A 14,484-nucleotide genomic window follows, 5' to 3' on the forward strand; every position below is an offset into this window, starting at 1 on the left:
GATTGTATGAAGTATCGTATTCTCATTGTCGATGATGAAAAAGAGATTCGTGATATGCTGTCTCGTCATTTCCGTCTAAAGGGGTATTCCTGTTCAACCGCAGAAGGGGTTGATGCTGCAGAGGGGGTACTTCAGTCTGAGTTGGTGCATATTGTCATATCAGACATTGTCATGCCGGGTAAATCTGGCACGGAGTTAATGAAGCTGATTAATGAAGAGTATCCCATGGTAAAGATTATTATGATAACGGGCTATGTTTCCTTAGAAAACGCTTTAACCTGCATGCGCCGCGGAGCAGACACCTGCATTTTTAAGCCGTTGGGAGATCTAACAGAGCTGGATGAGGCCGTGCATCGTGCGGGGGCCTGGCATAGTCGGTGGCTTGAAAAGCTGCATATACTAAAAGACAATAGGAGGGGGCATGAGTAATTCTGAGATTGATCTTGATGTACTCATCGGCTTTATCGACGAAGCGTCAGATGACTTGACCGATGTCTCAGAACATATTCTGCGTCTGGAAGAAGAAGCCGATCTCGAGACCATCCAAGCCGTGTTTCGTGTATATCACTCACTGAAGGGGAACGCGTCCTATTTTGGACTCTTTCGGGTTAAGGAGCTCGCCCATGCCTTGGAGCAGGTGTTGGATAAGCTTCGAAATAATGAGTTGTCCCTCTCTGGAACGGTCATAAAGACTCTTTTAGAGGGAACATCCCGTTTAGAAGAGCTCTTTCGAGGAGTCCGCGAAAACAGCGGTGTTGAACCGGCCATATCGGTGGATGACCTTCTGGAAAAATGCACCTCCCTATTTGCCTCTTCCGGAGAGAGCCTTCTGGAGATTCAAAGAGAGTTGCGTCGTATTAACACAATTCATGAATTAAAAGATCTCGACAGGCTTATTACGTACATCGATTCTGTACGGGGAGAAACCACAGAGGGGCATGCTGATACACGTGATGTTCAGCCCCAAGAGGGACGTTCCCTTCCTCTTATCGATACGATTCTTGCGTTTTTTCTCGAACAGCAAGAGAGCGATCTCCTCTCCGATGCTGATACGGCATGGGTGGAACAGCAGCTTCGGGAGTTACAGGAGGCGTACCAATGGAACGAAGGGGGGAAAGATCTTCTTGAGAGTGTGTGGGATGATTTTCGCGTTTGTAAAGACACGGTGGGGCTTGATCCACTTATGCGGAGTATTCTCCAGGATAAATTAGTAGAGCTGAACTCTGCAGCCTTTGTAAAAACACCGGAGGCCCCGCGGAAAAATAGTTCTCAGGAAGAACCTGATTCACCCCAAAAGATTTCTCACGATAAGACCATGCGGGTAAAGGAGTCTACGGTTGACAAATTTTTATCCTTTGTGGGAGAGTTGGTGATTGTAGAAGAGATGTATCGTAATTTTCATGTACAACTACTTGATGAATCTCTTACACGGGAAGAGTTACTCTTTCGTCATAAAAAAATCACGGAAAATTTTCAGGGGTTTTCCCGGATGTTGCGTAAATCCATCATGGATATTCGAAAGATTAGTATTGGAAAAGTGGTAAAACGTATGCCCACCATTGTGCGTGAGGTGGCGGATACACTGAATAAGAAGATCGTAACAGTGATAGAAAATGGCGATATAGAAATAGATAAAACTCTTGTTGAAAAGATTGATGCTCCCTTGGTGCACATGGTGCGTAATTCCGCGGATCACGGTATTGAGCTTCCAGAGGAGCGTAAAAAGCAGGGGAAGTCGCCGGAAGGTACCATCCGAATTACTGCAGAAGAAGTTGACGGAGATATCCTTATTACGGTTAGTGATGATGGAGCTGGGGTAGATACCGATAAAATACGGGATAAGGCGGTGTCCATGGGGATTATCACTCCCACTGATACATTGACAGAAGAGGATATTCTGTCTGTAATGTTTAGCAGCGGGGTTTCTACTGCCGAGACCGTGACAGATATTTCCGGCAGGGGAGTAGGCATGGATGTGGTGAAAACTGCTATAGAAAGTTCAGGTGGCTCCATCGGGGTTCACACCGTACGTGGAGCAGGAACCACCTTCACAATAAGTTTACCTGCTTCAGTTACAACACAAATAATTCAGGGGTTGGTTGTGAGCAGTGCAGGTGAGCGTCTTGTTTTTCCTGTAGAAACGGTTGTCACAACCCTGTCCTCGAAAGACGCACACATACATAGCTACAAAGCAACATCTCATATGATGCCCCTGGACGATGAGATTATTGCGGTGAAAAACCTTGCCGATCTAACAGGGAAAGGTCCTGGTACCCAAGACGGGTTTGTTGTTGTGGTGGAAGATTCAAGCAAGGCTAAAACGGCCTTGCAGGTAGATGCCATTGTTGGTATTAGTCAAATAGTATTAAAGGATATTGGAGAGGCTTTGCAACCGGATTTTATTGCCGGTGGAGCGGTAATGGGAGATGAGCGTGTTGCCTTGGTTCTTGATGTGGATGCCTTGTGTCAAAGCTAAGGGGTAAATATGTTAGCCCTATCACGAAACTGCGTGTTAAAGAGTACAACGAGCTCACCTTTTAATTTTCGTTGCCCAATAGTGGTAATAATTTGTTCAGGGGTACCACGGAGAAATTCTTCGTGGCGTTTTGTTATTTCTCGGGCTATGGTTACAGCGGCATCAGGAAGGAGTTGGTCTAACTCATCTAAGACTTTCATGATACGATGCGGGCTTTCATAAAAAATAACGGTTCGTTTCTCCGCTGCCATGGAAGAGAAAAACTGTTTTCGTTTTGCAGACTTTGGAGGAAGAAAATTTTCAAAGAGAAACCGATCTGTCGGGAGTCCACTTGCAATAAGGGCTGAGATGGCAGCTGTTGGCCCGGGAATAGGAGATACGGTGATATTGTTTTGAAGCGCTTTTCGAACAATGTAGAAGGCAGGATCTGCAATACCGGGGGTTCCCGCATCCGTAATAAGGGCTAAACTGTCTCCGGAGCATAATCGCTCTATGAAAGAGTCTGTTACACGTTCCTTGTTGTGGTCATGATAGGCACGTACAGGGGTGGAAATATGGTATTCTTTCAGTAATTTCCCAGATACTCGCGTGTCTTCCGCAAGAATGCAGGTCACCTCACCAAGTATTTTTCCTGCTCGAAGCGAGAGGTCTGCGAGATTGCCAATGGGGGTTGCCACAAGATATAAAGTGCCCGTCATAGTTCGGAAAGAAACTCCTCGAGAAAAATGCATGCGGCTATTTTGTCGATGTTCTTTTTGTTGCGCCGCTGTTTTCTTGTTCCCTGTTTTTTCAATAGTCGGTGTGTTGTAACCGAGCTGAGGCTTTCATCTTGATACGCATAGGGCTGGGTAAGAGAGAGTTTATCGTAGAGTTTCGCAACAAAGGAACGAACTGCAGCACACATCTCTGTTTCCTGATCATCGTGATCAAGGGGAAGGCCGAACACCAATTTTTCCGGCTCTTCTTGGCTGATAATCTCCTGGATGCGGGGAAAGGTATCTTCTACCTTTCTGTCAATTGTGCAAACTGGGCGAGCAATGATTCCGAGGGGGTCTGATACAGCAATGCCAATCCTTCGCATGCCGTAATCGATGGCCATATACTTCATAGAAAGTCGCTGTCAAATTCCTCTTCATCATCTTTGCGTGAAGTGAGAAAAATGGCAACTCCTACAATGAGGGCTATTAGTATGGCACTAAAGAAGAGGATGAACCGTGTGTTTCCTGCTTCTTTCAAGCTGATATTAGATTTTTCGTCAATACGACAGTTGATCGTTCGAATCCAGCCGGGGCCACGGCTTGTTTGTACGCGCAACCACTCCGGGCTCGTTTCGAGTATTTTATAATGGCTATGACGTGGAGCGATCATGAGGATATCAGAGTCGGGGCTGAGGGATTTATAAATATTTCCACTCTGAACTACATAGGCAACTTTCTCAGCGCGCTCTTCTTCTCCCAAAACAGCCGTAGGCGCAAGAGCTATCATGAGGGGGAGTAAGAGAACCAGTAGGGACGAAAATCTTCGTACGTGTTTATTCATGTGTTTCCTCGCATAATTCGATAATTGCCTTGTCAAGAGACAAAAGCTCCCGCGTATCTACCTGTGTATAAAGATACCAAAAGTTTTTCCTAAAATCCAATTTTTTTAAATCCAAACGAATAAAATCTTTTTCTGTTGTGCCAATATTTTCCGCTGAAAGAGAGTTTATCCGTTTATAGTCACACTTTCTATAGGTGTGATGGTCGGAAAATATAATGTGTTTCCCAATTTTTCCAGATTTATTTAAAGAACTCTTTTTAAACCTTTGGGGACGAGCAATGCCTGAAAAGAGATCCACCGTTCCTGGTATGTACGTCTTTTTTCTTCCATCGCGCGTATGCACCCAGTGGTGTGCTGTTATGGTAGCACTCAGAATTTGCGGAGGGGTCTTTTGGGTGGGGAGGAATTGTGTCGGTGTGCAGGAGCGCGTACGCTTCTCGTTATTCATACAAACACAGTGTGTTGCCCGTGAAATGTTGTGGAGTGGTTCGCGCATTTTTCCTGCAGGGATAAGCTTATCTGTGCGTATGTTAGGGGGCAGCGTAACGATGTCAAGGTGGCGTGCTACCTGCCTGTGCTGGAATCCATCATCCATAATATAGACTGGTCGATGAAGTTTTTTTTCTTCCATGGCACGGAGGTTTTTGCTACGATGTGCTCCCACGGCAAGCCATAGGCTGGGATGGCGTCGTTTTAGCATGAGTGGTTCATCACCAACTTCAGCATAGAAGGTGGACTCTTCCGGGGAAATAATTCGATGTTTGTTTTCTTTTCGTCCATATCCGCGTGTAACAAGGACAGGGGTGTATCCCTGGCGACTTACAAGGGAAATTATATGTGAAACCATGGGGGTTTTTCCCGTACCCCCTGCGGAGATTCCTCCCACGCTGATGGTTGGGCCTGTGGTGGTTGTGTATCCGCCGCGATAGTCGTACCAATGGTTTCGTAACTGAATAGCGGCTCCATACAGTATTGAAAGAAGGGATAAAAGCAGGTGGAAAAGTTTTTTCATGGGTATTCACCGGAGTTGTCAGATAGTATTTTACTTGTATGCTAAATATACATTGTTGAGAACAGGAGCACGTATGGCAAAGGTTGTCTTGAGTCTCGGAAGCAATGTGGGGGATCGGTTTTTCTATATACACCAGATGCAACGCTGTTTAGAAGAGATTATTCTCCATGCGGATTATTCCACCCTTTTTGAAACTGCTCCTGTGGGGGTATCGAAAGAACACTCGCCGTACCTGAATATTTTACTGGTTGGTTTCTATGAGGGGAGCCCCGCCACGCTTCTTCGGGAAACTCAGAGGATTGAATCTCGATGGGGGCGTCAGGAGAAAGGGGGATACACCCCCCGTACTGCCGATATTGATATTCTGCTCTTTGGTTGCGAAGAAGTGCATGAGCCGAATTTGCAAATTCCTCATCCCGCATTATTTCATCGTCGCTTTATTTTGGAGGGGTTGCGTGAACTGGTGCCGCACTGGCGAGTTGGTGATGCTCCGCCCTTTGATGAGTATGTTATACCGAAAACGATTTTGCACCAAAAGATAACCCCCCTTGACCTCTGAGCTCTTTGATATGCATTGTCACTGTTTGAGTGATTCTGACCAGGCGGGTATCTACTCTGTGGTATCTACCGTTTCCTGGGATGAGTGGGATAGAGCGGTGTCATTAGAAGGGGACGAGCGTGCCATATCCCTAGGAATACATCCCACCTTTGTGGCAACTCTGCCTGCCAATTGGCATGAGCGTCTCTCTATCCGTCTTGCACAGTCCGCTGCCATGATAGGGGAGTGCGGGTTGCACCCCCACAAGAGTAGGGATATACGTCTGTTGCAAGAAGAGGTGTTGGGGTGGCAGTTTTCTCTTGCGCATACGTACAACCGTGCCATGGTACTACATGTTACCGGGATGTGGGATCGCTTTTTTTCGCTCTTAGATCACTACGGTGTACCTCCTGGTGGGCTTCTCATGCATGATTTTGCGGGGTCTGTGGAGGTTCTTGCGCGTCTACAAGGGTATGGGAAAATCCTTTTTTCCTATGGTCCTTCCCTTATGAAAAAGGGGTTTTATAAAAAAAGAAGCCTTTCGTGCAACTCCAATGGGGCATGTCTGTTTTGAAACGGATCTTGATGACAGTGATGAGGTACGGCGAAAACTACTTCTCTCTCTTCTCACATTATGGGCGGAGGAGAAAGAGTGGTCACTGCACAGGGCAATGCGACAGGTCCGTATGAATTGTGAATGGTTCCTTCGTGCTGCGGTAAATAATACAGGGGATTATACTTTTCCTCCTTGAGATCATATATTTTAAGCCTCGTAAGATTTAAAAGGGGTTTTCGTATGCCAACCTATTCGTATGAGTGCTCCCGCTGTGGAAAGCAGTTTTCTCTCTTTCAGAAAATGTCTGAAGAGCCCTTGGAGATATGTACCTTTTCCGACTGTGGTGGTACAGTTCGTCGAATCATCGGTGCGGGAAGTGGTATTGTTTTTAAGGGAACAGGGTTTTATCAGACCGACTTTAAAAACAACCGAAAAAAAGTAGAGTGATATTATATGTTTATTGACGAGGCTGTTGTTGAAATCCATGCCGGTGATGGTGGGCGTGGGTGCTTTTCTTACCTTCGTGAAAAGTTTCGACCCAAGGGGAAACCTGATGGGGGAAATGGTGGTCGCGGTGGAAGTGTTTTTTTTCGCGCCTCTCAGAGAGTAGAGACCTTGCAGGATCTTTCCATTCGTCATATTCTCCGAGGAAATCGAGGAGATCATGGCGGAAGTAAGAATAAACACGGCAAAGATGGAGAAGATATTTATATTGATGTACCCGTAGGTCTCACGGTGCGCACCTATGACACGGATGAAATTATTCATGATTTTACTGAAGTTGGTGAAACCTTCTGTGTCGCCGCAGGTGGTCGCGGTGGTCGGGGAAATGCAGCTCTGGTAAGCCGAAATAATCCAGACCCAGATCATGCACAATACGGGATGCCCGGTGAACAGTTGAAAATGAAACTCGTCTTAAAGGTTATGGCGAATGTGGGGCTTGTTGGTAAGCCCAATGCGGGAAAGTCGACCTTTCTTTCTTCGGTTTCCAAGGCACATCCCAAAATTGCTGATTATCCTTTTACAACCCTACAGCCTCAGCTCGGTGTTGTTCGACTTCCACGAAGACATCAGTCCTTTACCATTGCAGATATTCCTGGAATTATCGATGGTGCCCACTTGGGAAAAGGGCTTGGTATTCAGTTTTTAAAACATATAGAACGGACCCAGGTCTTGGCAATACTTGTGGATGGGCAGAGCGAAAATCCTCTTGCTGAAGCAGAGAAAATTGTGGAGGAGTTGCGTCAATACAGTTCGCTTCTTTTGGAAAAACCCCGGGTGTTTATTCTCACCAAGGGTGACATCTCTGCTGATACGGTTGTTCCGGAAGGATGGTTTTCTATGTCCTCAGTTACTGGCCAAGGGGTAACAGAGGTTCTTCACCATTTGTTTACCTTGGTAGCACAAATTAAAGGCTCGCAACGTGAGCCCGTAGAGGTAGGATAATATGCCCTTAGTAAGCATGACTGGTTTTGGCAGCAGTGAAATAGAGCGTCCGTCGGGGTTCTATAAAGTAGAGATAAAAAGTGTCAATAATCGATATTTAAGTATACAGTACCGTGCGCCTCGGATGTTTAATGCCCTTGAAGCACGTGTGCGAAAACGGCTTTCCGATGTGTTAATTCGTGGTTCAGTTCATGTTTCTATACACCACGAGCTTCCCGATTCAGAAAAACAGGTGTCGCATGACTCTTATCTTGCTGGTAAGTATGTTACTGCCCTTCAGCAGATGGCTCAGGAGCATGGTATTGATGACCATATTGGCCTTGATACCCTTTCTCCCTTTTATAAGGAGATTATTACTCATGAGTCTCCCACCTTTGATGAGCAGCAGTTATGGGAGGATCTTTCCGCAGCGGTAGAGGCAGCCCTTGTTCCTCTTGTGGAGCAGCGGAGACGGGAGGGGGCTTTTATTCAAGATGAGTTTCTTCAGATCATAACTACCCTTGTAGAGGGAGTTGAGCAGATTTTTGAGGTGGCACCGCAACGCTTAGAGCGATATCGTGAAAAACTTGCCACGGTATTTCGTGAGTATCAAAATGATTCCTGCGAGGAGACTCGTTTTTATACTGAGGTTGCTCTCATGGCGGAGAAGTTTGATATCACTGAAGAAATTACCAGACTGAGGGCCCATGTGGAGGCATTAAAATCTCTTATTGATCGTGACGAAAGTGGAAAGAAAATTAACTTCATGTTGCAGGAATTGGGGCGTGAAATTAACACAATAGGCTCCAAGGCAAACGACATAACCATATCGGAGCATGTGGTTGAGCTAAAAGAGCAGGTTGAGAAAATACGTGAACAGGCGTTAAATATACTATAAGGAGAGTCTTTATGGCTAATGATGCACGATTAGAAATGAATCTTGATAAATTTGAAAAAGAGCGAGGTATCAGCCGATACAAGGCGGTTGTCATGGCAGCAAAGGAAGCACGTTTTTTGCGGGAGCAGCAAGCTCTTGGTATTGATGATCTCGGTGGAGAAAAACCAGAAACGGTTGCCATCCGCCGGCTCTATGAGGGTAAGGTTGTTGAGGTAGAGAAGAGCGAAGAGTACCAGGAGTAGTTTCTATGAATACGTCGGGGGAGATCAGGAATATTCTGATTGGTGTTTCCGGTGGTATTGCTGCATATAAAATACCCATATTAGTACGGCTGTTGCGTAAGAATGGCTATGCAGTGAAGGTTGTTCTTTCGCCCATGGGGGCACGGTTAGTTTCGGCAGAAACGCTCCGCACTCTTTCTGGCAATACCGTGTATACGGAAGTCACCAGCTCCGAGTATGATATGGGACATATTTCCCTTCAGGAATGGGCCGACTTGTTTCTCGTAGCGCCTGCAACTGCCAATACTTTGGGAAAATTTAGATGTGCCTTGGCTGATTCCCTTCTAACCACTCTCGGTATTTCCCTGACAGTACCCCTGCTATTTGCTCCTGCCATGAATGACGCCATGTGGGCGAATGAAGGGGTGCAGGAGAATATTCACGCTATTTCACAGCGGCATAACTGCTGTATTCTCCCCATAGCAGAGGGGGAGTTGGCATGTGGTGTTCGTGGTGCTGGGCGAATGGTTGAACCAGAAGATCTCTATGCGTATATTGATATGGCAACATCATCCTACATTCCAGTACTAGCGGGAAAGCGTATCCTCATTACTTCCGGACCAACGTGTGAACCCCTCGACCCTGTACGGGTACTCTCAAATAGATCAAGCGGAAAAATGGGCACAGCCCTTGCACGGGCAGCGTTATATTTAGGTGCTCGGGACGTCGTGTTTATTCATGGCCCGCAACGGGAACAGCTTCCCGCGGGATGTTGCTGTGTGTCAGTGACAACAGCGCAACAGATGCATAAGGCGGTGCAAGCTCATATGTCGTCATGTGATATGGGTATTATGGCCGCTGCCGTCGGTGATTTCTCCTGTGCAGGAGATGTTCCTTCAGAGAAGATTCGTCGAGAGGCCTCCGGTGACTCCCAGGGGAAATATACCCTTGCCTTAGAAAAAAATGAAGATATTGCAGCATGGTTTGGTCGTCATAAGTCATCACACCAGCTTCTGATTACCTTTTCTCTTGAAACGGAAGGGTTGGAGCGTGCTGCGGAGAAGATGCGGCGAAAAAATGCCGATTTTACGGTGTATAATACGGTATCTGAAGGATTAGAGGGAGATACCACGGAAATACGGCTTCTGTCACGTGCCAGTGACGCTGTGGTTTTGCACATGCACGATGTCTCGAAAAATGATGCAGCACGGGGAATTTTAGAGGCGGTTGTTTCAGTCTAATAGCTTATTTGCTGCTCGTGCGTATTCGTTCTTCAATAGAGGTAAGGGTTGTCTTGAACTGTGTGTCGGTCTCACGGAGTTTCTCTATTTTTTTACAGGCATAAATAACTGTTGAGTAATCTCTTCCGCCAAATTCAAGGCCAATACTTCGCAGAGCTTGTTTTGTCATTTTTCTTGATAAATACATGGCTATACTACGGGGAAAGGAAATTGATTTTTTCCGTGTATGTGCTCGGAGCTGATTGGGGCTGATATCGAAATAGGCAGAGACGGTGTTTTGTATTTTTTCGATACTTACATTCTCTTTACGTTCACGGCGATAGTCATCCAGAAGAACTTGTACCGTCTCAAGATCCAATTCGCGATTGCAGAATATGGACGAGGCAAGTACCTTCGTGAGCACCCCTTCCAAGGCACGGATGTTTGTTGTAATCTGTGATGCCATGTACTCTAATACATCATCTGAGAGCTGAATGTTATCAGTTTTTGCTTTTTGCTTCAAGATGGAAAGCCGAGTTTTGAGAGAAGGGGGCTTGATATCAACAACAAGACCATTTTTGAATCGGTTTACTAAATTTTCCTGCATGTGAGGAATCTCACTGGGAAGCCGGTCTGAGGTGAGGATGATCTGTTTGTTGAGATTAATGAGTTTGCTAAAAATTGAGTAGAAGCACTCTTGAGTTTTTATTTTATTGCTCAAGAAATGAATATCGTCAATGAGTAATACATCCACATGGTGGAATTCGCGATAAAAGGCATTGAGATCGCGTCGTTTATAAATGAAATCAAGAAATCGTTGTAGAAAGTCGTGAGCGGTAATGTAGTAGATGTTTTCGGCTGTCCCCTCATGTTTGCAAAAATGGCCGATTGCCTGAAGAAGGTGGGTTTTCCCTAAGCCACTTTTCCCATAGATGGTAAAGGGGTTAAAGGATGTCATTCCCGGTGCTTCAGACACAGATAAGGCTGCATGGTATGCCATTTGATTGCTTTTTCCTACGACAAAGGTGTCAAAGGTGTAGTCGGGGTAGAACAGGTTTCCGTTAATGATTCGACTTTCAGGTTCCCTTTGAGACGCGCTCTCCTCTTCGGCAGATATATCGACCTGTTCAGTGATTTTTTCACGTTCAACTACCTCAAAAGCAACGGCCTTCACCGCATTGGCTGTTTTCTTCCTCAGCAATGTTAAGATCATGGAGCCGTAATGTTCTTCAACAATATCTTGAACAAACTGATTGTGTATAGAAACAACGGCTGTTTCCTCATGAATACGGAGGAGCTCGGTATTGCCAAAGTAGGCTTCGTATTGGACAGGATCTTTCAAGAGGTTTCTGACATCGTGCAGCACTTCTTCCCATAAACGGGAATGGTGTCTTTGTGTCGATTTTTCGATAGATCTCAGAGCCAAGGTATGCCTGCTTTCATGGGAGCATTATGTATTGCAAACTTGATGAATATAATAAAAATCATCTCTAATTCAAAGGACAATTTTATCAGAGATACATAAAAACATGTAACCCCCTTATACAGCAGTTTTTAACAAGTATAAATCGCATGTCTTTGTCGTCTTTATGTATAGAAAAGTACATGATTTTATTCATCTTATATCGAAGTGGTATGGGTCTACTTCTCCTGTAACATCTCATTGTATCTTCAATGTATATTCTTTCTTGCATTATTTTATTTCGTAAATAATTTTACGTGCATGCTAACAAAAGACAGGAGTCCCTATGAAGACATTTCTGAATTGTAAAATGATCTGTGTTGTGTTGTTCCTTCTCAGCGGGGCCTTTGGAAGGTCCTATGACTCATGGGCTCTTGGGCCGAGTCTTGGTTTTTATGTTCCTGAAGGAAGTTGGGGACGCTATTTTTCTAATAATAACCCAGCCGTGGGAGCAGGTTTCAACGGGGATATCCGTTTTTCCCTGGGGTCAGCCGGTGAGATTGCCTACGCGCCGACCATCGATTTTTGGTTGCGTCATGACAGTTGGAAGCGCAGTTCTCCGGGGTATGTGGGGTCTCGGGAAGTTGAGCTTACTGATTTTGCAATTCATCTCAACCTTTTTTCAGCCAAGTATTTTCCTCCGATCTCCGATGTGGTAAAGCCCTACGCGGGGTTGAGTCTTTTAACCATTCCTATTTACTACCATTCTGAAACGGTGAAGTTTTTCCGTGGAAATAGTTATTATACTAATTATGGGGGAGAGTATACGAATGGTGGAACAACCGATGTTGGCTTGGGTGCAGATATTTTTGCCGGATGTGAGTTTCGGATTTCACCACGCCTATCTCCGTATATTGAAGTACGGTACTCTGGTTCAAACAATAATGCCCCTGATGTGTTTAAGCTTCGCCTCGGGCTTGCTTTTGAACAGGACTGAGTTCTGTGAAAAAGAAGTATTACTCCATTGGTGAAACCGCCAATCATTTTGGGGTAGAGCAGTATGTATTACGTTTCTGGGAGAAAGAGTTTTCCTGTTTGTGTCCAAAAAAAAGTGCCGGTGGGAGTCGTCGGTATCAGCAGCGAGATTTTGATATTATTGAAAAGATACTCTATCTCCTCTACGAGGAGTTATATACCATAGAGGGTGCGAAACGTAAGCTGACGCGGCTTCTCTCTATTCCCCTTGATGATTATAAAAAGACAGAGAAGATGCTCTGTGATCCTGTATTCGTGCAGGAGCTTCAGCATCTTCTCAACATGCTATAGCAAGGTCTTACTGCAGTAGATTCATAATGTGATCACTGCTGATCTCTCGAAACAGAGAGAAGGCTTGCGTACTACTCTCGGAAAGAAGCTGTTCTTGGGTTAACTGAGCAATTCCCCGTGCCATATCTTGGTCTCGAATCGCAGATTCCGCAGCTGTGGTATTTGTTTCTGCAGTTTGGATGGTTGATATGGCTGTGCTGAATCGATTTATGGTCGACCCTATTTCGCTTCTCTGGTCTGATACTTGCTCCAGGGCAGCATCAATTGACTGCAGTGCTTCCTGTGCATCTGCTGTGGTAGCAATTGTTGCAGTGTCCATGCCGAGTGTTTCAGGACGAAAATCAACCTCAGGAATGGCAATGGTATCGCCACCGTCTGGTCCTGCAGATATTTCCTGATTTCCATCGGTGAGATCGCTACCTTGAGCAACATTTTGCGTGTTGAATTCCGTGTTTTGAGAGATTTCTTCAATCTCCTGATTGAGTTGCTGAAACTCACGGTCCATCATCTCCCTGTCTCTATCAGAGAGGGTGCCATTTCCTGCCTGTAGAGCAAGTTCCCGTTGGCGTTGCAGGATGTCTGTTACGCGCTCTCCCGCTCCATCAGATACGTTCATGGCGGACATAGCGTCTTGTACATTTCTTCCTGCGGTTCTAAAGCCTCGTACTCGAGAAGACAGCTGCTCTGATATGGCAAGTCCCGACGCGTCATCACTGGCTGTATTGATGCGCTGTGCCGTAGACAGACGCATGAGAGCGCTTTGTAAACTTCTCTGGTTTCTGTTAAATAGGGAATTCCCCGTTGTTCCTATTCGCATAGTACCTCCCCGTTAAGAGTTATAACTTCCCCAATACATTTATCGGCAGAATATGCAAAAGCTTTAATAAAATAATAAATTATTCGAATAAAAGTTTTTTGTTCCGCAAAAGCCATTTGCCATGACTTTGCTGCGCCGTTCGGAGGAGGAGGTTGTCTCTGTCTTTCTGAGGGTCTATGGCAATTGCTTTTTCGAGCATTTTGCCAAAGGTATCCCTGTCTTCTTCAGCGTAAGCTATTGCCAGGGCGTAGTTAATATATGTGGCGGGTCGAGGAGTTTTGGCGGTTTCAGTGGCTTTCTGAAAGTAGTATTTTGCCGAATCAAGGCTTCCACCCATGGAGGTTGGCAGGGTGGCGTAATAGGTAATAAGAAAATCTTTCAAGGCGCCATTTCCATAGTTGGGGGAGTGGTCTCGAATCGCAGATAATAGGCGGCGGGCGTTGGGCATGGAAAGGGCAAGGCGCATGTTTCGCGGGTTTTGTCGAAAGGCACCCATCCACGATATGGCAGCCCAGTAAAGGAGGTCAATGTCGGAGGAGTCTACCAAAGCCAGAAGGGAGTCTGCATTAGAAGAGAGACCGCGCATGAATTGAGGGTTTTCCATAGATAGTCCCGTGATGGCATAGGTGCGTCCGCGGAGGTAATGTTTTTTTGCCCGGGTGCGGAGGGCTGCTGCTTTGGCGCTGTCTGTGTAAACAAGGGTATCTGCGGGGAGGTCAAGATAGAGATAGCTGTACGAGGTATATCCTTGGGCAAGGGTAAGGTAGAGGTTTTTGTTTTCTGGTGATAGGGGGATAAGGCTTTCGTACATTTTCAGAGCAAAGGGAAGAGCGGATTCAATAAACGCGGGGTCGTCATCGCTTTGAAAAACATTCTGCTCTTGAGTAGTTACTTGGTCTACTAAGGAGGTGTTGATGCGTCGTGTACAGGAAAATAGAATGAGTAATAGAGTACAAAGGGTAAAGTGGGTACGCATGAGTACGTCGTCCAAAGAAGGAGGTTGGTTGTATCAGAAAATATACTGTGGGGTACGATCTGTGGAGAAAATGGTACA

General features: G+C 45.7%; 19 protein-coding genes. 12 read left to right on the plus strand and 7 right to left on the minus strand.

What is annotated here, in order from left to right; translation table 11 throughout:
- Window positions 1–6 precede the first annotated feature (6 nt).
- Together CALK_RS08625 and CALK_RS08630 are read left to right on the plus strand one after the other, a co-directional pair.
- The gene (locus CALK_RS08625; RefSeq protein ID WP_022637300.1) at window positions 7–429 is read left to right on the plus strand and encodes a response regulator; all 423 of its coding nucleotides are present in this window, start codon (window positions 7–9) and stop codon (window positions 427–429) included.
- Window positions 422–2,476 (plus strand): chemotaxis protein CheA, encoded by a 2,055-nt coding sequence (locus CALK_RS08630; RefSeq protein WP_022637301.1) that lies wholly within the window; start codon window positions 422–424, stop codon window positions 2,474–2,476. The genes CALK_RS08625 and CALK_RS08630 overlap by 8 nt, the downstream gene beginning before the upstream one ends.
- On the opposite strand, the gene rsmI is transcribed toward CALK_RS08630, so the two are convergent.
- From rsmI to lpxK, 4 genes are read right to left on the minus strand one after another with little or no spacing between them, the layout of a single operon-like run.
- A complete protein-coding gene (gene rsmI / locus CALK_RS08635; RefSeq protein WP_022637302.1) occupies window positions 2,473–3,174 on the minus strand; it encodes a 16S rRNA (cytidine(1402)-2'-O)-methyltransferase in 702 nt (233 codons plus the stop codon). The genes CALK_RS08630 and rsmI overlap by 4 nt on opposite strands.
- Complete coding sequence (gene ruvX / locus CALK_RS08640) at window positions 3,171–3,584, minus strand: Holliday junction resolvase RuvX (protein WP_022637303.1); 414 nt, start codon at window positions 3,582–3,584, stop codon at window positions 3,171–3,173. The genes rsmI and ruvX overlap by 4 nt, the downstream gene beginning before the upstream one ends.
- Window positions 3,581–4,015: a hypothetical protein gene (locus CALK_RS08645; protein WP_022637304.1), complete on the minus strand. Its 435-nt coding sequence runs from the start codon at window positions 4,013–4,015 to the stop codon at window positions 3,581–3,583. Before CALK_RS08645 ends, ruvX begins: the two co-directional genes overlap by 4 nt.
- Window positions 4,008–5,027, minus strand: coding sequence for a tetraacyldisaccharide 4'-kinase (lpxK, locus tag CALK_RS08650; protein ID WP_022637305.1), 1,020 nt, complete (start codon window positions 5,025–5,027; stop codon window positions 4,008–4,010). The genes CALK_RS08645 and lpxK overlap by 8 nt, the downstream gene beginning before the upstream one ends.
- Before the next feature lie 73 nt (window positions 5,028–5,100).
- Here lpxK and folK point away from each other — a divergent pair, with 73 nt between their 5' ends.
- Genes folK through coaBC form a run of 8 tightly spaced genes read left to right on the plus strand, consistent with a single transcriptional unit; the run spans window position 5,101 to window position 9,906 of the window.
- Window positions 5,101–5,586, plus strand: coding sequence for a 2-amino-4-hydroxy-6-hydroxymethyldihydropteridine diphosphokinase (gene folK, locus CALK_RS08655; RefSeq protein ID WP_022637306.1), 486 nt, complete (start codon window positions 5,101–5,103; stop codon window positions 5,584–5,586).
- 10 nt (window positions 5,587–5,596) lie between these two features.
- A complete protein-coding gene (locus CALK_RS08660) occupies window positions 5,597–6,139 on the plus strand; it encodes a TatD family hydrolase (protein ID WP_155851838.1) in 543 nt (180 codons plus the stop codon).
- A complete protein-coding gene (locus CALK_RS08665; RefSeq protein WP_022637308.1) occupies window positions 6,120–6,317 on the plus strand; it encodes a hypothetical protein in 198 nt (65 codons plus the stop codon). The genes CALK_RS08660 and CALK_RS08665 overlap by 20 nt, the downstream gene beginning before the upstream one ends.
- Window positions 6,318–6,361: 44 nt before the next feature.
- On the plus strand, window positions 6,362–6,568 hold the full coding sequence (locus tag CALK_RS08670) for an FmdB family zinc ribbon protein (protein WP_022637309.1): 207 nt from the start codon (window positions 6,362–6,364) through the stop codon (window positions 6,566–6,568).
- A gap of 6 nt (window positions 6,569–6,574) precedes the next feature.
- The gene (gene cgtA / locus CALK_RS08675; RefSeq protein WP_022637310.1) at window positions 6,575–7,567 is read left to right on the plus strand and encodes an Obg family GTPase CgtA; all 993 of its coding nucleotides are present in this window, start codon (window positions 6,575–6,577) and stop codon (window positions 7,565–7,567) included.
- Between the two features lies 1 nt (window position 7,568).
- On the plus strand, window positions 7,569–8,444 hold the full coding sequence (locus CALK_RS08680) for a YicC/YloC family endoribonuclease (RefSeq protein ID WP_022637311.1): 876 nt from the start codon (window positions 7,569–7,571) through the stop codon (window positions 8,442–8,444).
- A gap of 11 nt (window positions 8,445–8,455) precedes the next feature.
- Entirely contained in the window at window positions 8,456–8,686 is a 231-nt protein-coding gene (locus tag CALK_RS08685) for a DNA-directed RNA polymerase subunit omega (RefSeq protein ID WP_022637312.1), read from the plus strand.
- Window positions 8,687–8,691: 5 nt separating this feature from the next.
- Complete coding sequence (gene coaBC, locus CALK_RS08690) at window positions 8,692–9,906, plus strand: bifunctional phosphopantothenoylcysteine decarboxylase/phosphopantothenate--cysteine ligase CoaBC (RefSeq protein WP_022637313.1); 1,215 nt, start codon at window positions 8,692–8,694, stop codon at window positions 9,904–9,906.
- A 4-nt stretch (window positions 9,907–9,910) separates the two neighbouring features.
- Here coaBC and dnaA read toward each other — a convergent pair whose 3' ends face one another.
- Complete coding sequence (dnaA, locus tag CALK_RS08695; protein WP_081698094.1) at window positions 9,911–11,311, minus strand: chromosomal replication initiator protein DnaA; 1,401 nt, start codon at window positions 11,309–11,311, stop codon at window positions 9,911–9,913.
- Window positions 11,312–11,633: 322 nt separating this feature from the next.
- Between dnaA and CALK_RS08700 the strand changes: the two genes are divergently transcribed.
- On the plus strand, window positions 11,634–12,284 hold the full coding sequence (locus tag CALK_RS08700; RefSeq protein ID WP_022637315.1) for a hypothetical protein: 651 nt from the start codon (window positions 11,634–11,636) through the stop codon (window positions 12,282–12,284).
- Window positions 12,285–12,289: 5 nt separating this feature from the next.
- Window positions 12,290–12,613, plus strand: coding sequence for a MerR family transcriptional regulator (locus CALK_RS08705; RefSeq protein ID WP_022637316.1), 324 nt, complete (start codon window positions 12,290–12,292; stop codon window positions 12,611–12,613).
- 7 nt (window positions 12,614–12,620) lie between these two features.
- On the opposite strand, the gene CALK_RS08710 is transcribed toward CALK_RS08705, so the two are convergent.
- Window positions 12,621–13,430, minus strand: coding sequence for a flagellin (locus CALK_RS08710; RefSeq protein ID WP_022637317.1), 810 nt, complete (start codon window positions 13,428–13,430; stop codon window positions 12,621–12,623).
- Window positions 13,431–13,509: 79 nt separating this feature from the next.
- Window positions 13,510–14,406, minus strand: a complete 897-nt coding sequence (locus tag CALK_RS08715; RefSeq protein WP_022637318.1) for a TRAP transporter TatT component family protein — start codon at window positions 14,404–14,406, stop codon at window positions 13,510–13,512.
- Window positions 14,407–14,484: the final 78 nt, after the last annotated feature.

The organism is Chitinivibrio alkaliphilus ACht1, from assembly GCF_000474745.1.
GTDB classification, from domain to species: Bacteria; Fibrobacterota; Chitinivibrionia; order Chitinivibrionales; family Chitinivibrionaceae; genus Chitinivibrio; species Chitinivibrio alkaliphilus.